The sequence below is a fragment of the Corallincola platygyrae genome, assembly GCF_039544265.1.
In the GTDB taxonomy this organism is placed as follows: Bacteria; Pseudomonadota; Gammaproteobacteria; order Enterobacterales; family Neiellaceae; genus Corallincola; species Corallincola platygyrae.
On the sequence record NZ_BAABLI010000010.1, the window covers coordinates 41,508 to 64,098 of the forward strand.

Annotated in this window: 15 protein-coding genes; 5 read left to right on the forward strand and 10 right to left on the reverse strand. The window is 51.3% G+C overall.

The genetic code is table 11. The features are described 5' to 3' along the window. Positions 1-125 precede the first annotated feature (125 nt). Together ABEA14_RS09080 and ABEA14_RS09085 are read right to left on the reverse strand one after the other, a co-directional pair. Positions 126-3,218: an efflux RND transporter permease subunit gene (locus ABEA14_RS09080; RefSeq protein WP_345339636.1), complete on the reverse strand. Its 3,093-nt coding sequence runs from the start codon at positions 3,216-3,218 to the stop codon at positions 126-128. Next, complete coding sequence (locus ABEA14_RS09085) at positions 3,215-4,264, reverse strand: efflux RND transporter periplasmic adaptor subunit (protein ID WP_345339637.1); 1,050 nt, start codon at positions 4,262-4,264, stop codon at positions 3,215-3,217. The genes ABEA14_RS09080 and ABEA14_RS09085 overlap by 4 nt, the downstream gene beginning before the upstream one ends. Positions 4,265-4,562: 298 nt before the next feature. Between ABEA14_RS09085 and ABEA14_RS09090 the strand changes: the two genes are divergently transcribed. The 4 genes from ABEA14_RS09090 (at position 4,563) to ABEA14_RS09105 (ending at position 9,064) form a co-directional block, all read left to right on the forward strand. Beyond that, positions 4,563-6,209 (forward strand): SulP family inorganic anion transporter, encoded by a 1,647-nt coding sequence (locus ABEA14_RS09090; RefSeq protein WP_345339662.1) that lies wholly within the window; start codon positions 4,563-4,565, stop codon positions 6,207-6,209. Between the two features lie 227 nt (positions 6,210-6,436). Continuing rightward, positions 6,437-7,144 carry a tellurite resistance TerB family protein gene (locus ABEA14_RS09095; protein ID WP_345339638.1) on the forward strand — a complete coding sequence of 236 codons (708 nt, stop codon included), beginning with the start codon at positions 6,437-6,439 and terminating at the stop codon, positions 7,142-7,144. Positions 7,145-7,174: 30 nt separating this feature from the next. Further along, a complete protein-coding gene (locus ABEA14_RS09100; RefSeq protein ID WP_345339639.1) occupies positions 7,175-7,807 on the forward strand; it encodes an exopolysaccharide biosynthesis protein in 633 nt (210 codons plus the stop codon). Positions 7,808-7,975: 168 nt separating this feature from the next. After that, positions 7,976-9,064 (forward strand): GGDEF domain-containing protein, encoded by a 1,089-nt coding sequence (locus ABEA14_RS09105; protein WP_345339640.1) that lies wholly within the window; start codon positions 7,976-7,978, stop codon positions 9,062-9,064. Positions 9,065-9,135: 71 nt separating this feature from the next. On the opposite strand, the gene ABEA14_RS09110 is transcribed toward ABEA14_RS09105, so the two are convergent. Next, positions 9,136-10,530: a cyanophycinase gene (locus ABEA14_RS09110; protein WP_345339641.1), complete on the reverse strand. Its 1,395-nt coding sequence runs from the start codon at positions 10,528-10,530 to the stop codon at positions 9,136-9,138. A 536-nt stretch (positions 10,531-11,066) separates the two neighbouring features. On the opposite strand from ABEA14_RS09110, the gene ABEA14_RS09115 reads away from it, so the two are divergent. Then, entirely contained in the window at positions 11,067-11,474 is a 408-nt protein-coding gene (locus tag ABEA14_RS09115; protein WP_345339642.1) for a CARDB domain-containing protein, read from the forward strand. A gap of 107 nt (positions 11,475-11,581) precedes the next feature. On the opposite strand, the gene ABEA14_RS09120 is transcribed toward ABEA14_RS09115, so the two are convergent. The 7 genes from ABEA14_RS09120 to pdhR all read right to left on the reverse strand — a co-directional run bounded on the left by ABEA14_RS09120 (position 11,582) and on the right by pdhR (position 22,533). Beyond that, a complete protein-coding gene (locus tag ABEA14_RS09120) occupies positions 11,582-12,508 on the reverse strand; it encodes an ABC transporter ATP-binding protein (protein ID WP_345339643.1) in 927 nt (308 codons plus the stop codon). A gap of 108 nt (positions 12,509-12,616) precedes the next feature. Then, a complete protein-coding gene (locus ABEA14_RS09125) occupies positions 12,617-13,633 on the reverse strand; it encodes an ABC transporter permease (protein WP_345339644.1) in 1,017 nt (338 codons plus the stop codon). A gap of 80 nt (positions 13,634-13,713) precedes the next feature. Beyond that, positions 13,714-15,075, reverse strand: coding sequence for a CmpA/NrtA family ABC transporter substrate-binding protein (locus ABEA14_RS09130; RefSeq protein WP_345339646.1), 1,362 nt, complete (start codon positions 15,073-15,075; stop codon positions 13,714-13,716). Between the two features lie 356 nt (positions 15,076-15,431). Beyond that, a complete protein-coding gene (gene lpdA / locus ABEA14_RS09135; RefSeq protein WP_345339647.1) occupies positions 15,432-16,859 on the reverse strand; it encodes a dihydrolipoyl dehydrogenase in 1,428 nt (475 codons plus the stop codon). A 183-nt stretch (positions 16,860-17,042) separates the two neighbouring features. Beyond that, a complete protein-coding gene (gene aceF / locus ABEA14_RS09140) occupies positions 17,043-18,980 on the reverse strand; it encodes a pyruvate dehydrogenase complex dihydrolipoyllysine-residue acetyltransferase (protein ID WP_345339648.1) in 1,938 nt (645 codons plus the stop codon). Positions 18,981-18,996: 16 nt separating this feature from the next. Continuing rightward, positions 18,997-21,663, reverse strand: a complete 2,667-nt coding sequence (aceE, locus tag ABEA14_RS09145; RefSeq protein ID WP_345339649.1) for a pyruvate dehydrogenase (acetyl-transferring), homodimeric type — start codon at positions 21,661-21,663, stop codon at positions 18,997-18,999. A gap of 84 nt (positions 21,664-21,747) precedes the next feature. Beyond that, complete coding sequence (gene pdhR, locus ABEA14_RS09150) at positions 21,748-22,533, reverse strand: pyruvate dehydrogenase complex transcriptional repressor PdhR (protein ID WP_345339650.1); 786 nt, start codon at positions 22,531-22,533, stop codon at positions 21,748-21,750. Positions 22,534-22,591 lie beyond the last annotated feature (58 nt).

Here is a 22,591-nt window from a genome sequence, read left to right on the forward strand (position 1 = left end):
GAATATGAGCGTTCAAACTCATGAAAGAAGAAAACTAGATATATGCGCTTAAGGACAATTTCTCAAGCGGGAGAACAAATTAGGGCGGCGATAAAAGAGGTTTCACCCAGCCCTGTCATGTCATTTTAAGACCGGGACTTGGCCAACTCTCTTTCCAACTTGTGCTGCCGTGCCTGTGGCGAGCGACTATACCGTCCAATCAGATAATAGAGACAGGGCACCACAAACAGAGTGATCAGCGTTGACACCAACATGCCACCAAAGATCACCACACCAATGGCAAAGCGGTTTTCTGCACCCGCGCCACTGGCATAAAGCATCGGCAATGCCCCCAACAACGTAGTAAATGCCGTCATCAGGATCGGACGCAGCCGATAACTTGCCGCCTGACGGGTCGCGTCCAATAGATCTAAACCTTTGTCGCGAAGCTGATTGGCGAACTCAACGATAAGGATGCCGTTTTTGGTCACCATGCCTATCAACATCAACAGTCCAAGCTGGCTGTAGATATTGAAGGTTTCACCGGAGATCAGCAGCGCCCCCAAGCCCCCCACTAATCCCAAAGGCACGGTGATCATCACAATGCTTGGACTGATAAAACTCTCAAACTGGGCGGCCAGTACCAGGTAACACACCAGCAATGCCAAACCAAACAGCAGCACCACATCACGTTGGCTATCAAAGTACTCCTTTGACTCACCGGCATAATCGAAGGTGTATCCCGGTGGCAGCATAGGTCTCGCTTCATCGGCAAGAAAATCGAGCGCTTCGCCCAGGGTGGCTTTGGCGGTCAGATTGGCTTTGATATTGATAGATTTTTTACGCTGATAATGAAACAGCCCGCGTGCTGAAGCGTGCTCCTCTGCAATAATCAGGGTGTTCAAGGAGATCAGTTCACCCTTGTCGTTGGGCACATAGACTTTAGCCAGATCGGACTCGGACATGAACTGGCTTTCATCCGCCTTCAGATAGACATCATACTCATCGCCGCGCTCCTCGAAGCGCGTTTGGTTGCGGCCACCCAGCAGCACTTCCAACGTTGATGCAATATCCTGTACCGACACCCCAAGTTGACGAGCCACCGGCAGGTCAATGGTAAGGATCAGCTCCGGTGTGGTCGGGTTGTAATCCAGATCCACGCCTTCCATCAAGCCGCTTTGCTCGGCTTTTTCTGCCAACTCCCGAGCAAAATGCCATAACCGCTGATAATCCTCGCCCTGCAGGACAAACTGCACAGGCTCGCCCATACGGCCACCAAAACCCGGCACATAGGGGATCACCTTTACGTCAGGCACATCGATGGTGGCAGCACGGATCATCTCCACCACATCATGAGCACTCTCTTCCCTGTCCTGCCAGTCTTCCAACTGAATAATGAAAAATCCCTGATGATCGGCCCAGGATCCAAATGCCGGCGCAGAGTAGTTAAGAGAACGAATAGGACCATTATCTCGTAGCGGGATCAGACGCGCTTCAATCGCAGACATACTTTCAAGCATGCGGTCGTAACTGGTCGCCTCGACACCTGCCACGTACACATTTACTGTGCCGCGGTCCTCCTTTGGCGCAAACGCTTTCTTTTGCGCCTGGTAACTGAACACCATAGCAGTCAGTGCCGCCAACACTATCACTACCGCAAGCCAACTGTGATTCAGCAGCTTATCTAACCAGCGTCCGTAGCCTTGTCGCAGTCGTTCCAGTCCGCGATCAATAACAGCCTGCGGGCCCTTGGGTGTGGACTTGGCTTTGTGAAAAACAGCTCCACCCATCACAGGTGCCAGGGTCAATGCCACCAAACTGGAAACCACCACGGCGGCCGATAACAAAACCGCAAACTCGGTAAACAGTCGGCCCATTTTGCCATCCATAAACAGCAGTGGCAGGAACACCATCACCAATACGACGGTTGTGGCAATCACGGCAAAATTCAGCTCACGGGCGCCTTTAAAGGCAGCAACCAGAGGTGACTCGCCATTAGCACGATGGCGGGCAATGTTTTCGGTGATCACGACTGCATCGTCCACCACCAGGCCGATCGCCAGTACCATCGCCATCAGGGTGATCAAGTTGATGGAGAAGCCGGCCAGATAAGCAACGGTAAATGCCGATATCAATGAGATAGGCACGGTAACCGCAGGGATAAGCGTCGAGCTGATACGGCCCAAAAACAGATACAGCACCAACACCACAAACAGAGCAACATAAGCCAGCGTGGAGTACACCTCAGAAATAGCAGCGCGAATAAACTTGGTGCTGTCGTAATCGATATACAGCTCTGCACCATCGGGTAGAAACTGCTGCAGATAGGGAAGCTGCCTGCGCACCTCATCAGCCACTTCTAATGGGTTGGCTTGTGACATGGGCACAATACCCAGACCAAAGCTATCAACACCGTCAGCCTTAAAGGTGGTGGTATCTTTTTTGGCGCCGACATATACCCGCGCGACATCGCGAAGGTAGACTGGACCGCCCTCGCCTCGCATCAGCTGGATGTTTTCGAAGTCTTGTTGGTCTTGGTATTGACGATCAACCCGCACAACGCGGTTTAGACTTTCATTGCGGATATAACCAGCAGGTAGCTGGACATTTTCCTGTCGCAGCACATCAATCACGTCCTGAGTCGTTAATCCTCGAGCAGCGAGTTGCTCTGGATCCAGCTCGATATACATCACCCGCTCAACAACACCCGAAGTATTGACCGCACTCTCGCCGGGCAACAGGCTGAGTCGCTCAACCAGCACCCGCTCAGCAAAGTCGCTCATATCAACGCGGTCCAGCGCAGATCCGGTCAGATTGAGCCACATGATCGGTGCATTATCACCATCATCTTTGCGAATAATCGGTTCGTCGACGTCATCAGGCAGATCATTGCGAGCGCGGTTTACCGCATCGCGCACATCACTGAGCGCTTCAAGCATGTTGTGACCCTGCTTGAAAGTGATGGTGATGCCAGACCAGCCATCCCAAGAGGAGGACCAGATGTAATCAATGCCATCAATGCCGCTGAGTTGATCTTCGATCGGATTGGTTATCTGGGTTTCAACGATAGAGGAGGCACTGCCGCGATAGGCGGTACCGATAGAAACCACCGGGTTATCAATATCCGGCATCTCCCGTACAGGCAAAAGTGAAAGCGAGACAAAGCCAAACACCACCAGCAAGGCACTGATCACAATGGCCAAGACTGGCCGGTACATGGCGAGATCAGAAAGCCTCATGCGCGAGGATGCTCAATAACCTGAACGCGAACACCATCACGCAGTTTCACCAAGCCCTCGGTGACGATCTCATCCCCAGCTTTCAGGCCGGTAACCACTTCAACAAAATCGCTGTTACGGGCACCGAGTTCAATCTCGACTTTTTCAACATGATCGCCATTTAAACGGTAAGCAAAACGCTGGTGGCCTTCATATGCCACCGCCTGCAGCGGTAGGCTAACCACGGTTTCTTTCGCCAACGGCAAGTCACCAGTTAAAAACGTACCCGGCAACAACAGGTTGTCATGATTATCTATGGTCAGCTGTAACCGCATGTTCAAGGTCTGGTCGCTAACGCGGCTATCGATGTAAGCCAGTTTGGCGACCACGGAGCGTGCTTGCAGCGCATCAGCGTTTAAAGCAAACGCGGTGCCCTTTTGAATACGGTGTTGATATTTTGCAGGGACTGACACGTTCATCTTCAGCTGCGAGGTATCGTCCAGCGTGGTCAGCACAGTATCGCTGTTAACCAACTTACCCACACTTAAATCAACCAGCCCGACATTGCCTCGAAACGGCGCGCGAATAGCACGGTCTTCCAGCGCCGCCTTGGCTAAAGCGAGTTCAGCCTGCTGAATGGCCACCTGCGCATCAGCTGCATCAACCTCTGACGTAGAAACTGCATGTTGTTTGGCAAGTTGGTGGATCTGCTTCTGACGACGAATATCATCTTTTAACTTGGCCTGCTCACGACGCACGGTCGCTTGCTCATGACGATCATCCAGTTGCAATAACAACTGACCCCGTTCCACTTCCTGACCAGATTCGATATAGATGGCTGTGATACGACCATCCACTTCCGGCGTAATGTTCACTGCATGGTGGGAAAACACCGTGCCCTGTAAAGGCACGCTTTCGGCGATAGAGGCTTTGTTGAGCTTTTCAACTCGTACACTGATGGCAGGTGCAGTTTCGTCATGAGATGCCTGTGCATTCTCACTATCGAGTAAGAACATGGCTCCGGCGGCTACCAAAATGCCCAACACTACCGCTGCGATCCGAATCATCTACTGCCCTACTACGGATGAAAAACACCAAATCAAAAGCGCACTTTGACGCGCGCGTTATGGTAGCAGAGGTGCTGGTTAATATTCGTGCAGACAGTGGTTAAGCTTTTGATCTATTTTGTTAAATAACGAGTGAAGAGTACGCTGTAAAGGCAACTGTTTTGGTTTCACTCCACCGACCACTGGTTCAGAATAAGTTATCCTTACATTCTGGCGGTTCTAATTAATTGAAATATCATTAGAATCGAGCCGGACGAATTAGAGGAGAGCAAACTTGTTTGCAGGAAAGTTTGAAGAGATGAACCTCAGAGGTGACCTGTTTGGTGGGGTCACCACGGCGATCGTATCTCTGCCGATGGCACTGGCATTTGGCGTGGCATCAGGCGCAGGGGCAGAAGCCGGTTTATGGGGTGCTATCCTGGTCGGGCTGTTCGCCGCCCTGTTTGGCGGTTCCCGAACGCTGATCTCCGAACCCACCGGTCCGATGACGGTAGTGATGGCTGCGGTCCTTACCACTATGATGGCCAGGCACCCGGAAAACGGCCTAGCAATGGCGTTTACAGTGGTGATGATGGCGGGCCTGTTTCAAGTGGCACTCGGCGCCCTCAAGCTTGGCAAATACATCACCCTGATGCCCTACAGCGTAATCTCCGGCTTTATGTCCGGCGTCGGTGTGATCCTGGTTATCCTGCAACTTGGGCCATTTCTCGGCCAGGCAACGCCTTCCGGTGGCGCAATGGGTACGCTTTTGGCTCTACCTGACCTGATCCGCAATATGGATTTTGGCGAGTTCCTGCTCGGCCTGATGACCTTGGGCGTGCTGTTTTTCATGCCCAAGAAATACAAGCAGAAAGTTCCCCCGCAGTTAGTCGCACTGGTGGCAGTGACTCTAATCTCCATGCTGATTTTCAGTGACGAAGGCATCCGCCGTATTGGCGAGATCCCAAGCGGCCTGCCCTCGATTGTTTGGCCTACTTTTTCATGGAGCCTAATCAGCGAAATGCTGGCCGACGCGCTGATCCTGGGCACACTGGGCTGCATCGATACCCTGCTGACCGCCGTGATCGCGGATAGCTTGACCCGTAAAGAACATGACTCGAATCGCGAACTGATGGGCCAGGGCATTGCAAACACGGTATCTGGTCTGTTCGGTGGTCTGCCGGGCGCAGGCGCCACCATGGGTACCGTAGTCAACGTGCAGGTCGGTGCCCGGTCGCCACTGTCAGGCATTGTTCGTGCGGTGATCCTGTTGCTGGTAGTGCTCTGGTTTGCCCCTCTGACCCAGCCGATCCCGCTTGCCGTACTCGCTGGTATAGCCCTGTTTGTAGGGATTAATATTCTTGACTGGAGCTTTATCAAACGCGCTCACACCGTATCTTTGGTGCCCACCTGTATCATGTATGGCGTGCTATTCCTAACCGTGTTTGTTGACCTGATTTATGCGGTAGGCATCGGCGTGTTCCTGGCCAATGTGATCACCATTGAGAAACTAAGTCGGGTCCAGGAGCAGAACGTTAAAGCGATCTCGGATGCCGACGACGGTGTACCTCTGACGACAGAAGAGCGTGATCTGCTTGATAAAGCCAAAGGTCAGCTGCTGTTCTTCTACCTCTCCGGTCCAATGATATTTGGTGTATCCAAGGCCATCGCGAGACAGCACGCGGCTGTTGAGCAATACAAAGCCATGGTGCTCGACCTGAGCGCCGTACCCATGATTGATGTGACCGTAGCGTTGGCGCTAGAGAATGCGATGCGCGATGCACTGGATGCCGGCTGTCAGGTTTATCTCTACAGCCCCAACGAACAGACCATGGAACAGCTGGAAAAACTCCAGATCCGAGACTGGATCGACGACGATCATATTGTGGAAACCCGTCTTGAAGCCCTGCAGAAAGGCTTGGCGGATGTCACCACACAATCGGCTGATGATAGCGTTATGATATAAGCCTCTATGCCGTCAGTGCCAGGCCACCAGCACCAGCCAAGGCGCTGGTGGCGTTTTTTATCTCTCAGTACATTTACATTTTTTAGTACGACTCACTTAGTTTCCGAAAACCAAGCGCTCTCTCAGATATATTCATTTACAGAATATGATCCCCTACCTGCCGCTAATCGTTTCATAATTAATAGGAAAAACGGCACCATTTCCGCGGTAAAAAGGAAGCCCAACCCATGAGCTTAGGTAACCTGTTAAATCAATTTCTTGGCGCGGCCAGCAGCCTGTCATCTCCAGAAACGTCAAAACAGGGTAATAACCCACAGTCACAAAGCAGTCAACAGTCAGGCGCACTCACCAGTGGGGCCGTTACTGGAAGCGTCATGGCACTGCTGGCAGGCAACAAGAAAACTAAGAAGTTTGCATCCAAAGCCGCTGTCTACGGCGGTGCCGCCATGTTGGGTGGTCTGGCCTACAACGCGATCAAGAAGTACCAGCAAAACCAACCGCAGAGCGGTGGTACGCAAAATAGTTGGCAAAGCAGCGCCAGCGATTATGAGTCGCCTGAGGTGATGACAGCCGATTTTCAAGTCACCCTTATTAAAGGCATGATCGCCGCAGCCAAAGCCGATGGACATATAGATAGCACTGAGCAAGCACGGCTTTACAAAGCCATCGAGCGAATGGAGCTAAGCCCCGAAACCAAAGCCATCGTGTTGGACCAGATCCATCAGCCAGTCTCACTGCGAGAACTTGCAAGAGGAGTGGTTTCTGAAGAGCAGAAAACAGAGCTATATGTTGCATCTTGTCTGGCCATTGATATCGATAATCAAGCTGAGCGAATGCACCTGGAAAAGCTCGCCGTCGTCCTAGGCATTCCCAGCGAGCTGGCGACATGTATGCAAGAGGAAGCGCAGCAAGCACTGGCAAGCACGCCGGGCTAGGCCTCAACTCGATAGTCAAAAGCAAAACAAATGGCAGAACAGCAAGTTAATCAGACCGTCAAACAATCACTACCGGTCTCCAGTCAACTGCAGCAGCTTCTAAGCTCCTGTAGCCAAACCGGCATCTCTTTTGGCGAGCTGCTAAAACAGACCGACAAACAGGGGATGGGCATGCTGCTTATGCTGCTTGCTCTACCTAGTGCACTACCCATTCCTGCGCCGGGCTACAGTATCCCATTTGGTATTTGCTTGCTGGCGATTTCTTTTCAAATGCTCATATGCCGGGAAAATCTATCTGTTCCTAAGCGCATCGCCAATGTGAAATTGAGTGCTTCAATGTGCCAAAAAGTGTTGCGGACGGGAACAGGCTTTTTCAGGCTAATAGAAAGAGTGGTGAAGCCGAGAGGCGTTTTTATCCACAGTTCAACAGCTCAACGTTTGCTTGCCATTAACGTGATGTTGATGGCTTCTTTAATGCTGATACCCATCCCCATGACCAACACTCTGCCGGCATTGGTAATATTCACCCTGGGCACAGGGCTTGCGGCCAAAGATGGTTTAACCACCTCCATTGCGCTTTTGGGCAGTGCGGTAGCCATCTTGTTCTACTCGGGAGTGGCCGTTTTGGGCACAGAGTTCATTTCTTCTATGTTGCAAGCATAAGGCGACGTCAAAATCCCAGAGAAAATTGATCCTAAGCATCTTCGGGCCACTGGCTGTTTTCGGGTTTAAGCGTCCGATCAAAAAATTTTTCAGTGCTGGGATATATGCTTCGATTAAGCAATGTCTTAAAGTCGATTTCGGTCGCTTATTGACGCAGTAGTGAGGTCGGTGAACGCAGCAAACAAGCTCCACCCTATCGTAAAGTTCAATTTCCCAGCTCGACTATTCGGCGATCTGGTACTGCTTTTATTGGCTTGGCACCTACTGGGCGACCACTTGCTTAGTGAAACCTTTTTCTGGATCCCTGCTTTTTGCCTGCTCTGGCCGTTTGTTGCCCGTTTCATAATGCCGCAGCTATTTTGCTCACGACTCACTGAACAGATTTCGCTCTCTATTGATGCTGTTTTTTTTGCGCTTTACTCACTCACCTTCCCTGCAATCATGGTGTTTACCGCCATGATATCGACGACGGCAGCGAATAGTCTGGTCTCGGTCGGCCCCAGGCTGCTGGTGATCAATCTATTTATTGGCTTTATAACATTGGCCGTTGGCGTTTGGGTACTCGGCCCCATCGAAATCATCTCGCTGGGAATTATAGGTGAAATTGTTGCGGGAGCGACCATCTCTGCTTACTTCTGTGTGTACGCAGGATTTGCTTATTCCATGGCAAAACGCCTGGTGCAATCAAAACGCGATGTTGAGGAGTTATCCCATAGAGATGCTCTAACTGGCTGCAGAAACCGGCGTTTTCTCGATCGTTTTCTACCGAGCGAACTGTCTCGCGCCTACCGGATGAACTACCCGATTAGCGTCATTTTTGCTGACCTTGACCACTTTAAAGTACTCAATGACAAGTTTGGTCACGCTGCAGGAGACAAGGTATTGGCAAAGTTTGCCGAACTCGCCTCAGAGCACCTGCGCGAGGAGATCGACTGGATTGCCCGCTATGGCGGTGAAGAGTTCCTTGTCGTACTGCCTGGGTGCGATCAAAACGCGGCGGCCACCGTCGCAGAGCGGATTCGAAGCACCATTGCGGATTATCGCTTTCCCCATAAGAACAAGATGCTTTCCATCAGCTGTAGCTTTGGCATCGCTGGGACAATTGAATCTGCGGCAGAGAAGGTCACTTCAGAACACCTGTTTCAACTGGCAGATAAAGCGCTATATCGAGCAAAACAAGGCGGGAGAAATAGGGTTGAACTGTCGGATGCTGATGCATCAGCAGATCTCGCTAAAAAACCTGTCGATGAACCTTAGATAGATCTGGTTTGCCAGATAGCAAATTTCGGGTGCAGCAACCCAGCACTGCACCCAAAACGCAATCAACCTCAGTACGGATCTGTTGGCGTGTAGAATTGGCTGTTATTGCCATCGATACCAATCGACAGAACCTCACCAGAATGAGAGAAATCATTCAGATCGATAGTGTCTCCGGATAGCAGTTTGATTCGCTCGATCCCCTTATAAATCACAGGCAAGCCACAACTTAACTCAACTCGTTCTGTTTGCGCCGTTTCACGAAGCACGTAAACCTCATAACTACCATCAACGACACCCACGCCAAAACTATCAACGAAAAGCGAAGTTCCTTCGCTCGCCGCTATCGCAAAATGTTGCGTTGAGTGGTGCCCCAAGGAAACGACAGCACGCCCCATGCGATCTCGTTCATAGAAGTGAGTATCGGTCAGGCTGTTCGCCAGCATGGGCAATGACACAAAACTTGAACTGAAATTAAGTGTTTGATGACAGAAGTCGGTCACCACTTCGCTGGAAACCGCACCAGCTACACCGTCAGGGTCGTAGACACTGGCCGCCATAATAGCCATACCAGCCGACGTACCGCCGATAACACCGCCCTTATCAAACACACTCTGTAGTGCTGTTTGAACCTTAGTGCCCTGCCAAAGATTCAGATACTCAGACTGATCGCCACCGGCAACAAAAACAAATTCGGCGGAGCGGATCACCCAATCGACGTAATCACTGTTTGCCAGTGTGCGACTATCGATAATCAAGGTCTCAACTGAGTCAGCCGCTATCAGTGACTGCAGATAGTCATTGTAGGCGTCGGTACCAGAAGCTCGCAGAACCACAACATCACTACCTGCACCAATATGAGGTTTGACCCGGTTGGCAAAGGCATCATCGACATCGCTACCGCCGCCCATGAGCAGTGCAGCACCCTGGCCAGAGGTTAATGTTGCACATTGGTCGTCTGTTGAACCTGAGATCAGCTGTGACAGCCCTGCCGGTAGCGCAGGACGTACACCATAACCGCAATCATTGCCGCCGGGTGTTCCACCGTCCGCTTGAGAGAAGTCGATGGTCAAATCGTACCAGCCACTCCCTTTGTAGCGAGTGACTTTGAGGTAATAGGTATCGGCATCGCCCAGGTAGCTGCCAGACTCTGGAATAGTGCTGGTTTCCCCAGTTAATAGTGCACCACCGCTAGCGCGATAAAGTGCCCAATCAAAGTCATCTCGGCTGTGATGAATCAGAGAGATGGCAATCTCCGCCCTGTCATTTGTCGTGAAACTAAACCAATCAGTGTCGCGACGAGACATATCGCCCGAGATTCTGACACCGGAGCAGATACCGCTATTCGCTGTCGACTCAGAATCATTACTTTCGACTTCGCTGGTAAGGCAAGCGGCATAAGAGGCGTGGCTGGTAAAAAGATAAAGACCTAATAGAACTGCAACTGTTTTGATTTGTTTAAACATGGTGTTACCCCATAACTCTGTTTGCAGCGTTCGCCATGTCAGCCTTGATGGCTGAACAAAAAAGGGATCGCTGGCGTGAAAAGTGAAATTTCAGCTAAACAAACGTGTTAAGGAGTGTGGCTATTCGTCGAACCATTCACTGAGGTGAAAGTCCACCGAGCAGGTGTGCAGGCTATCAGGGAGTGTTACTTTGCTGTCAAACATAGAACCCCCTATCAATTGAAGTGATTGAAACATTGCCCTGTTTTACAAAGTGTTTTTGCAAGTTAAAAACAGGTCAACAATTCCAACATAGCATATGTAAACAAAATGTGAACAGATAAATCGAATGCTTTTCAATCAATCTCAACGGACATAAATGACGCAGGTTAAGAGCAAGCTATTGACCTACATCAACCGAAAGCACCATGCTCACTGGGAATCTGGGCGCGATCAGCTAGACCTAGAACACACTCAACTGTTTTCTTCGCTGAGCCAGCAATGGATGTTTATTAGGCTCAGTTTTACCCAAAGGCTACACATCAAGGAGGTGTGCCATGCTATTAAGAAAATATGTTGTACTTATCTGTTGCTCTGCTTTTCTGTTTCTCGCATCATGTTCTGATAGCGATGAGAAGTTACCGGATCTCACCATCGCTAAAACCGCCAATTTTAACGACCCCATCGACTACTGTGATCGCACAGGCAAGGAATTGAAAGTCACGGTTCAAAATGACGGTGACAAAGATTCCGCAGCATTGGTTGAGGTGAAGTTTGCACATATCTCGACACCAGTAAGCAATACCACTGTTACGATTCCAGCGGGTGAGAAACGAAGTACAAAAGTAACCATCCCTTCGATACCTGCAGGTGACTTTTCATTCACTGCCAAGGCAACACCGGTGAATGGCATTCAGGATAAAAACCCAAGCAACAACGAAGTAAAAGGTCACTGCATCACCTGACCTATAATGCTGACAAAAAAAAGCGCCCCTCGGGGCGCTTAAAGTACATCAGTCCAGGAATATCAATAATTCAGATCTCATGGTGAAGAGCGCCTTTCAAAGGCTGCTTATGCCACCTCTTCCTGCTTGCTCTTACCTTCACTGGTTGCCAGCTTGAGCTGTGGCCCTTCTTCCTTTTCAACGACAGTTTCTGTCTGCGTAGCCACTACTTCTTTCGGCTCAGCCGCAGGTTTGGATACCGGCACATCAGGTTTCGCATGACGCTCGTGCAAGAAACGCAGTACTTCAGCGCGGTAATGGTTATATTCAGGGTCATCCGCCAGCACCAGACGCTCGCGTGGGCGCGCCAGTTCCACATCAAGGATCTGGCCAATGGTCGCTTCAGGGCCATTGGTCATCATTACGATGCGGTCAGACAGTAGTACCGCTTCGTCCACGTCGTGGGTGATCATAATAACGGTGCTGTTGATCTCGTTTTGGATCTCCATCAGCGAGTCTTGAAGGTGGGCACGAGTCAGTGCATCCAATGCACCAAATGGCTCATCCATTAACAGTACTTTCGGCTGCATCGCCAATGCGCGCGCAATACCCACACGCTGTTTCATACCGCCTGAGATCTCGTCAGGGCGTTTGTGCATGGCGTGATCCATATGCACCAGCTTCATATGATGCTCGATCCAGTCGCGCATCTCGGCCTTGCTCATCTTGCCTTTAAACACGGTTTTTACTGCCAGCTCTACGTTTTCGTAAGCGGTCAACCAAGGCAGCAACGAATGGTTCTGGAACACCACCGCACGCTCAGGGCCTGGTTCGTTAACCTCTTTGCCATCAAGGATCACACCGCCTTCGGTAGCTTGATAAAGGCCCGCGACGATATTCAATACCGTGGATTTACCACAGCCAGAGTGACCGATCAGAGAGATAAACTCGCCTTTGTTAATTTTCAGGTCGACATGGTCCAGCGCTTTAAACGGGCCGTTTGGTGTGGGGAATTCAATGGATACCCCTTCGATACTCAAATATGCACTGCTCATAATTCTGTCCTCGTTAAAGTTGGCACTTCCGTGTGCCGCCATCTATCCCTGAGGGGGCTTGGCATCTTTAAAAAATGGTTCGTTTACTCATCCCGATTGGTAAGTCGCTTACCTTAAGACCGCGCTCTTATCCCAGGAGATCCAGCGTTGCAGCGCCAGCATGCCGCGGTCGAGAATGAAACCGATAAAGCCAATGGTGAATACAGCCACCATGATGCGGCCCAATGAGTTGGAACTACCGTTCTGGAACTCATCCCAAACAAACTTACCCAGGCCAGGGTTCTGAGCCAGCATCTCTGCGGCAATCAATACCATCCAGCCCACACCCAATGACAAACGCAGGCCTGTGAAAATCATTGGAATGGCACTAGGCAGCACAATTTTGCGGATCTGGGTAAACCAGCTCAGGCGCAGTACTTTAGAAACGTTGATCAAGTCCTTGTCGATACCCGATACACCGACTGTGGTGTTGATTAGCGTTGGCCACAAGCAACACAAGGTCACGGTGATTGCTGATGTCAGAAATGATTTATCAAACATGGGGTCATCAGAGACATAAACGGCCGACACCACCATGGTGACGATAGGTAACCATGCCAAGGGCGACACCGGCTTGAATATCTGGATCAACGGGTTCAGTGCGGTATACAGGGTGTTATTCAAACCACAGATAATCCCGATGGGGATCGCGACAACGGATGCGATCAAAAAGCCTGTAAACACGGTGATGAGGCTGGTGACGATCTGATCAAAGTAAGTTGGACGACCGTTGTAAGTACGCCACTTAACCTTCGCATCAGGATTCTTTTCCAGCTTAGCGGCGTTTCGTTTTTCCTGTCGCTCATAGAAAGCGACTTCTTTGGCACGCTCAGCCTTATGCTCTTCCCATAAACCACCAGCTTGGTGCCAAACCTGTGCAGGACCTGGTAATTGTCCCAAGCTCGTATTTACCTGGCTGGCTGCTGCACTCCAAAGCATCAGGAAGATGAGAAATGCGAGAATAGGTACACCAACAGCGCGAAACATGGTGTTGATCTGCTCGAGTGGCTGTTGACCGCGAGCCAGTTTGACCAGAGGTGAAAAACCACCGATCGATTCCAATTTATCTAATACTGCTGTTGCCATGATTGCCCCCTTGCAATTCAATGTGGGGGCTTTGCAGCCCCCACAGGCTTAGATAAGTCACCCAACTCTTGAAAGAGTGGTTACAGCTGGACGTCACCTTTCAGGCCTATCGCGAACTTCTTCAAGTAAGCGTTAGGCTGGGTACCGTCGTAGACGATGTTGTCAATGAAGTGAGTCTGCGGTGGACGGAAGCCATCTTCGTCTGCACCAGGGAAGTCAGAGGCTTTCGCTTTGCCTTCCTTAATCAACTCGTTTGCTGCCGCCATGTAGATGTCTGGACGATAAACTTTCTTCGCCACATCCATGTACCAGCTATCAGGTTTTTGCTCAGAGATCTGACCCCAGCGACGCATCTGTGTCAGGTACCAGATAGCATCTGAGTAGAATGGATAGGTTGCGTTGTAACGGAAGAATACGTTGAAGTCAGGTACATCACGCTTATCACCTTTCTCGTATTCGAATGTGCCCGTCATAGAGTTAGCAATTACGTCGTAGTCCGCTCCCACATAGTGAGGCTGAGACAGGATCTTCACAGCTTCAGGACGGTTGGCGTTGTTGTTTTCATCCAACCACATAGCAGCACGGATCATCGCTTTAACAACACGCTTGTGAGTTTCTGGGTACTTATCAGCCCACTTCTTAGAAACACCGAATACCTTCTCTGGGTTGTTCTTCCAGATCTCGTAATCAGTCACAACAGGTACACCGATACCTTTAAATACCGCCTGCTGGTTCCATGGTTCACCCACGCAGTAGCCGTAGATGGTGCCCGCTTCCAACGTGGCAGGCATTTGCGGTGGTGGTGTTACCGACAGCAATGCTTCAGCATCGATTTGACCTGAGGTGTCACCTTTATGTGGCGCATAGTAACCCGGGTGAATACCACCGGCCGCCAGCCAGTAACGCAGCTCATAGTTGTGGGTCGAAACCGGGAATACCATGCCCATGTTGAACGGCTTACCGTCATCAGCATACTTCTCAACTACAGGCTTCAGCGCGTCAGCTTTGATCGGGTGAACAGGCTTGCCGTCTTCACCGATTGGAATGTGTTTCTTCATCTCTTTCCAAACGTCGTTGGAAACCGTGATGCCGTTACCGTTCAAGTCCATTGAGAATGCGGTAATGATGTGTGCTTCAGTACCGTAACCGATGGTGGCACCCAGCGGCTGACCTGCCAGCATGTGCGCGCCATCCAGCTCACCAGTAATGGTGCGGTCGAGCAATACCTTCCAGTTTGCCTGTGCTTCGAGCTCAACAAACAGGCCTTCATCTTCGAAGTAACCCTTCTCGTAAGCGATAGCCAGAGGTGCCATATCAGTCAGCTTAATAAAGCCGAATTTCAGGTCTTCTTTTTCAGGCTCAGCAGCGAAAGCATTCAGTGTCAGCGCACTGGATACCAAGGTTGCTGAGGCAAGTTTTGCAAACAACTTTTGCTTAGACATTTTGCTCTCCCCAAAAAGGTATTGTGAAAGTTAAAAGTGCAGAACCTTTTCTGGGGAGTGGTATTACACAATGCGTACCAACTTTGTAAAAATATAGTTAACACATTGTTTTAAATAGCTTTAACAACAAAAAACGGTAGAAATAGAACCTTCCCTAAAGGGGTAGAGAGTTGCACCAGCCATGATCCATGGATATCTCGATAGGGGTAGAGCCAGATCGCCATTGGTGCGTGGCAAGGGGGGAAACCTCAGTTCAAAGATGCGGTACAAAGGTTACGAATCAGGCGAGCTAGAGGAAGAAAAAGACACAAAAAAGCCCCGCTTGGGCGGGGCTTTTTACGCTAAAAATACAGCGTTTATTTACGCTTTTTAGCTTTAGGGTTTGGCAGGTCAGTGATTGAACCTTCAAAGATCTCAGCCGCCAGACCAACAGACTCATGCAGTGTTGGGTGCGCGTGTACTGTCAGAGCGATATCTTCAGCGTCACAGCCCATTTCGATAGCCAGACAGATCTCACCCAGCAGCTCACCACCGTTAACACCTACGATAGAACCACCCAGGATACGACCACTGTCTTTATCGAAGATAAGCTTGGTCATGCCGCTATCGGCATCAGAGGCGATAGCACGACCACTCGCGGCCCATGGGAATACAGATACTTCGTAGTTAACGCCCTGCTCTTTCGCTTCTTTCTCGGTCAGACCGGCCCACGCCACTTCTGGGTGTGTGTAAGCAATCGATGGGATCAACTTAGGCTCGAAGTAGTGCTTCTTACCGGCAATCACCTCGGCAGCTACGTGACCTTCGTGCACACCTTTGTGTGCCAGCATAGGCTGACCTACGATGTCACCGATGGCGTGGATATGAGGCACGTTGGTACGCATCTGGTTATCAGTGTTGATAAAGCCGCGCTCATCCACCTGAATACCGGCTTTTTCAGCGTCCAGCAGTTTGCCGTTTGGTGTACGACCCACAGCCACAAGTACCGCATCGTAGCGAATCGCTGCGTTAGGAGCTTTTTTGCCTTCGAAGCTAACGTAGATACCGTCTTCTTTTGCTTCAACCGCGGTTACCTTGGTTTCAAGCATCAGGGTAAACTTGTCTTTGATCTCACGGGTGTAAACTTTCACCACGTCTTTGTCGGCCGCAGGGATCAACTGATCCATAAATTCGACCACTTCGATCTTAGAGCCCAGGGAGTGATACACAGTACCCATTTCCAGACCGATAATACCACCACCCAGAATCAGCATTTTTTCTGGCACACTTTCCAGTTTCAGTGCGTCAGTTGAATCCCAGATACGTGGGTCATCATGCGGGATAAATGGCAGCTGAACCGGACGAGAGCCTGCTGCGATAATGGCGTTGTCGAAGTTGATGGTGGTAACACCGTCTGGACCTTCTACCGCAAGGGTGTTGGCGCCAGTGAATTTGCCGTAACCATTAACGACTTTCACTTTACGCATCTTGGCCATACCAGCCAGACCGCCAGTCAACTTGGTGATCACCTTGTCTTTCCAAACACGGATCTTGTCGATGTCTGTCTCTGGCTCGTTAAATACCACACCGTGAGCGCCCAGGTGCTTGGCATCTTCAATCACCTGCGCCACGTGCAACAGTGCTTTTGAAGGGATACAGCCTACGTTCAAACAAACACCGCCGAGGGTGTCGAAACGCTCGATAAGTACGGTTTCCAAACCTAAGTCCGCTGCACGGAAAGCGGCGGAGTAGCCTGCGGGGCCGGCACCGAGTACCACGACCTGTGTTTTGATCTCGTTGCTCATTATGTCCTCTTTAATCCTATGTTCTATCGCCTGAACTTGTCTGGTGAGAATCTTGTTATGGCGCGCGAAGCGTGCTCTGTTCCATTCAAGTCCGGCCAGTCTAACCTGCCTTTGCCTGTTTCTGAAAGCAGGGAAACGAAAAGGGGCGAAACCCGTTGGTCACGCCCCTTTGTCAGCCTGTGCTTACAGTACCAACCTGCGGATGTCTGACAACACTCCGCTCAGGGTAGTGATGAAGCGTGCACCGTCGGCACCATCAATCACCCGGTGGTCATAACTGAGTGCCAATGGCAGGGTCAGTTGTGGCACAAACTCTTTACCGTTCCACTTAGGTTTCATCTCTGAGCGGGATACACCCAGGATAGCCACCTCTGGCGCGTTCACGATTGGTGTAAACTGAGTGCCGCCGATACCACCAAGGCTGGAGATAGTGAAACACCCGCCCTGCATATCTTTGGCTGTCAGCTTGCCTTCGCGTGCTTTGGCACTGATTTCGAGCAGTTCTTTAGAAAGGTCAAACACACCCTTCTTATTCACATCACGGATAACCGGAACAACCAGGCCGTTTGGCGTATCTACCGCCACACCGATGTGAACATACTTCTTCATCACCAGTGACTCACCATCTTCCGACAGCGAAGAACAGAACTTAGGATGGGCTTCCAATGCTTTTGCAGCGGCTTTCATGATGAACACCAACGGTGTGATCTTAAAGCCAAGCTTCTGCTTCTCAGCAAGCACGTTTTGTTCTTTACGGAACGCTTCAACGGAAGTGATATCTGCTTCGTCGAACTGCGTCACATGAGGGATAGTTACCCAGTTGCGATGCAGTGCCGGACCAGAGATCTTCTGGATACGTGACAGACCCACCTCTTCAATTTCACCAAACTTGGAGAAATCGACTTTTGGCTGGGCCGCAACGGCCAGACCGCTGCCGGTCACAGCGCCCGAGCTCTTAGGACGAGACAGCTCAAACTTCACATAAGCCTGAATGTCTTCCTTCAGGATTCTGCCTTTACGGCCAGAGCCTTTCACCTGAGTCAGGTCAACACCGAACTCACGGGCAACACGGCGTACTGCCGGTGAAGCATGGGCTGCGCCCTTACCTTTACCTGCCGCAGCGTGTGGGTGATGAGGCACAGGATCAGCTTTTGCAGCTGCTGGCGCAGAAGCTGCCGGAGCAGGTGCTGGAGCAGTTGGAGCTGGGGCCGGCGCTGCTGGAGCTGATACTGGTGCAGCGCCCGCTGTTTCAATCACAACGATCAGGGTGCCTTGAGACACCTTGTCGCCCGCAGCGATTTTGACCTCTTTCACCACACCGGCAAACGGTGATGGTACGTCCATCGCCGCTTTGTCACCTTCAACAGTGATCAAGCCCTGGTCCGCTTCAACGGTGTCGCCAACCGCAACCAAGACGTCAGTCACATCAGCGCTGTCGGCACCGATATCAGGTACGGTCACTTCTTTCAGCTCAGCAGCCGCTGGAGCGGCTGCTGAAGCAGGTGTACTCTCAGCAACAGGGGCTGCCGGAGCAGTTTCAGCTGCCGCACTTGCACCTGCTTCAACTAACAGGATCAGGGTACCTTCAGATACCTTGTCTCCCGCGGCGATCTTGATCTCTTTAACCACACCGGCAAACGGCGCAGGCACATCCATTGCGGCTTTATCGCCTTCAATGGTGATCAGGCCCTGGTCAGCTTCAATGGTCTCGCCTACTGCAACTAAAACGTCTGTGACGTCAGCACTGTCTGCGCCAATATCTGGCACAGTCACTTCTTTCACTTCAGCCACAGCAGCTGGGGCAGCTGCCGGGGCCGCTGGAGCCGGAGCGGGCGCGGCAGGAGCAGGCTCAGCCGCAGGGGCTGGGGCTGCACTTTCCGCGCTCTCGGCTTCAACTACCATAATCAAAGTGCCTTCAGACACTTTGTCGCCTTCAGCGATTTTGATCTCTTTTACTACACCACCAAACGGCGCAGGCACATCCATTGCGGCTTTATCGCCTTCAACGGTGATCAAGCCCTGATCCGCTTCAATGGTGTCACCCACAGCCACCAGGATCTCGGTGACGTCGGCGGAATCAGCACCGATATCCGGTACCAGAATCTCTTTGATGTCGGCCATCAGTCTCTATCCTCTATTAGGCGAACAGTGGGTTGATCTTGTCAGCGTCGATCTCGAACTTGGTGATCGCTTCTGCAACCACTTTCTTGTCCAAATCGCCTTTTGCTGCCAATTCGGTCAGTGCGCCCAATACGACGTAGCGGTAATCAACTTCGAAGTGTGCACGCAGATTTTCACGGCTATCTGAACGACCGAAGCCATCAGTACCCAACACGCGGTAAGGCGCAGGGATAAAGTTACGCAGCTGGTCAGCGTGAACTTTCATGTAGTCAGTCGCAACAACCACTGGCGTGTCTGCTTCCAGAGTCTTAGTCACGTAAGCTACTTTTGGCTCCGCTTCTGGGTGCAGCAGGTTGTAACGGTCAACATCCAGACCATCACGGGCCAGCTCAGTGAATGAGGTCACAGAGAATACATCGGAATCGATGCCGTACTCTTCGGCCAGTACCTGTGCGGCTTTTTGAACCTGCAGCAAGATAGTGCCTGAGCCCATCAGCTGAACCTTGGCCTTACCTTTACCGGCAACGCTTTCCAGCTTGTAGATACCGTTGATAATGCCGTCTTCAGCACCTTCTGGCATGGCTGGGTGAACGTAGTTTTCGTTCATGGTGGTGATGTAGTAGAAAACGTCTTCCTGCTTCTCACCGTACATGCGCTCGATACCGTCCTGGATAATCACTGCCAGCTCGTAACCAAAGGTTGGGTCGTAACTGATACAGTTCGGGATGGTGCTCGAAATCACGTGGCTGTGGCCATCTTCGTGTTGCAGACCTTCGCCGTTCAGGGTTGTACGACCTGCGGTACCACCGATCAGGAAACCACGGGCACGGGCATCACCGGCCAACCAGGCAAGGTCACCGATACGCTGGAAACCGAACATGGAGTAGTAGATGTAGAACGGGATCATCGGGGTGTCGTTCACTGAGTAGCTGGTTGCAGCCGCTACCCAAGAGGACATTGCACCACCCTCGTTAATACCTTCCTGCAGTACCGCACCAGTTTTGTCTTCGCGGTAGTAAGCAACCTGGTCAGCATCCTGAGGAACGTATTTCTGACCTTCGTGAGCATAGATGCCCACTTGACGGAACAGACCTTCCATACCGAAGGTACGTGCTTCATCAGGAATAATGGGCACAACACGCTTGCCGATATTCTTATCTTTCAGCAAAGCAGTCAGCAAACGACCCAGCGCCATCGTGGAGCTGATTTCACGGCCGTTAGAACCTTTCAGTACCGCATCGAAAGCTTTCAGGCCAGGAATATCCAGCGACTGAGAGAACTTCACGCGACGGCGTGGCAACGAGCCTTCAAGCTGTTCACGGCGCTGACGCAGATACTGCATCTCAGGGCTGTCTTCAGCAGGCTTGTAGTAAGGGATGTTTTCGATTTCGTTGTCATCAACCGGAATGTTGAAACGATCACGGAAATGCTTCATCGCATCAATGTTCATCTTCTTGACGTTGTGCGCGATGTTGCGACCTTCACCCGCTTCACCCAGGCCATAACCTTTTACAGTCTTAGCCAGGATTACAGTTGGACGACCTTTGGTGTTCACTGCACGCTGATAGGCGGCGTAAACTTTTGATGGATCGTGACCACCACGGTTCAGACGCCAGATGTCTTCATCAGACATGTTGGCAACCATTTCAGCGGTTTCCGGGTACTTACCAAAGAAGTGCTCACGGGTGTATGCACCGCCTTTGGCTTTACAGTTCTGGTATTCACCATCAACGGTTTCTTCCATCAACTGCAATAGTTTGCCAGAGGTATCGCGAGCCAACAGGGCATCCCAGTAGCGACCCCAGATAACTTTAATCACTTCCCAGCCTGCGCCGCGGAAAGAACCTTCCAGCTCTTGAATGATCTTACCGTTACCACGTACCGGACCATCCAAACGCTGCAGGTTACAGTTAACAACAAAGATCAGGTTATCCAGACCTTCGCGCGCCGCCAGGCCAATGGCTCCCAGTGATTCTGGCTCATCAATCTCACCATCACCCAGGAATGCCCATACCTTCTGACGCGAAGTATCCATGATGCCACGATCGTGCAGATACTTGAGGAAACGCGCTTGGTAGATAGCAGTAAGCGGACCCAGACCCATTGATACGGTTGGGAACTGCCAGTAATCAGGCATCAGCTTGGGATGCGGGTATGAACTCAGGCCTTTGCCTTCCACTTCCTGACGGAAGTTGTCCATCTGCTCTTCGCTCAGACGACCTTCCAGGAAAGAACGCGCATAGATACCTGGGGAGATATGGCCCTGGAAGTAGATAAGATCGCCGCCGTCGTGCTCGTTAGGTGCACGCCAGAAGTGGTTGAAGCCTACATCATAAAGTGTGGCTGAAGATGCGAAGCTGGACATGTGTCCGCCCAGGTCCAACCCTTTCTTAGATGCACGCTGTACCATGGCCAGCGCGTTCCAACGGATGTAACCGCGGATCTTTTGCTCCAACGCCATATCGCCAGGCATTTGTGGTTCCTGACCAGGAGGAATGGTGTTCAGGTACGCCGTAGTTGCATCGTAAGGTAGGTGAGCACCGTTACGACGGGCCTTGTCAATCAGCTTCTCCAACAGGTAGTGAGCGCGTTCTGAGCCCTCTTCTGCAAGCACGGCTTCCATCGCTTCGAGCCATTCCTGCGTTTCCTGTGGATCCACGTCGTGATTGATAATGTCAGACATGGCGGGTTCCTTATCTTCTAGGTTCAATCGTGAGTGATTAATTTAATGTTCATTTACGATAGCGTTGATCCAGATTTTTTCCGCTCAGCGGTTATCTTTTTCTTCGCTATCTACCTGCTGTTGCATCCGGCGCAGAGCGCGCTGTTGGCGATTGCTCTCCTGACCCAGTTGCAGCAGCGTGTCTTCGATAAACGCCAGGTGACTTAAGGTCGCCTGACGTGCTTGCTCTGGCTGACGCTGAAGGATCGCCTCCAGCACCTGCGCTCTGTGCTCAGCCAAAGTGGGTGCGACCCCCTCTTTGCCGTAGAGCACAGTTAAATTCTTCTCAATGTTGCCAAGTAGTAGTGGCTTCATCGCCATCACCAGTTGCAGGATCACCACGTTATGTGAGGCTTCGGCCATGCGCTCGTAAAACGCCATCACCGCCTGCGCCTCCAGTTTCAGGTCATCCGACTGATGCGCGGTATTAATGGCATCACAACAGTGGCTCAGCTGCTCGATATCGGCATCGGTACCACGAACCGCGGCGTAATACGCAGCAATACCTTCCAACGCTAAGCGAAACTCCAACAGGTCAAACTGCGCTTCAGGATTTTTTGCCAAGAGCTCAAACAGCGGTTCATTGACCGAATCTCTCAGCTTCTCAGCGACAAACGTGCCACCGCCCTGTCGGCGAACCAATAGGCCACGCGCTTCCAGTTTTTGGATCGCTTCACGCAATGAGGGACGGGAAACTTCAAACTGCGCAGCGAGCTCGCGCTCCGGCAACAGCTTCTGGCCAGGCTTAATAGAGCCTTCCAGGATCATCTGTTCCAGTTGCTCGACTATGACATCCGCGATGCGTGGCTGTTTGATTTTTTGGAACGCCATGTGACGAGTGTCCGCCCCTTGCTTTCGACTTCAGGATTTTTGTTGTTTTTCTTTGCGC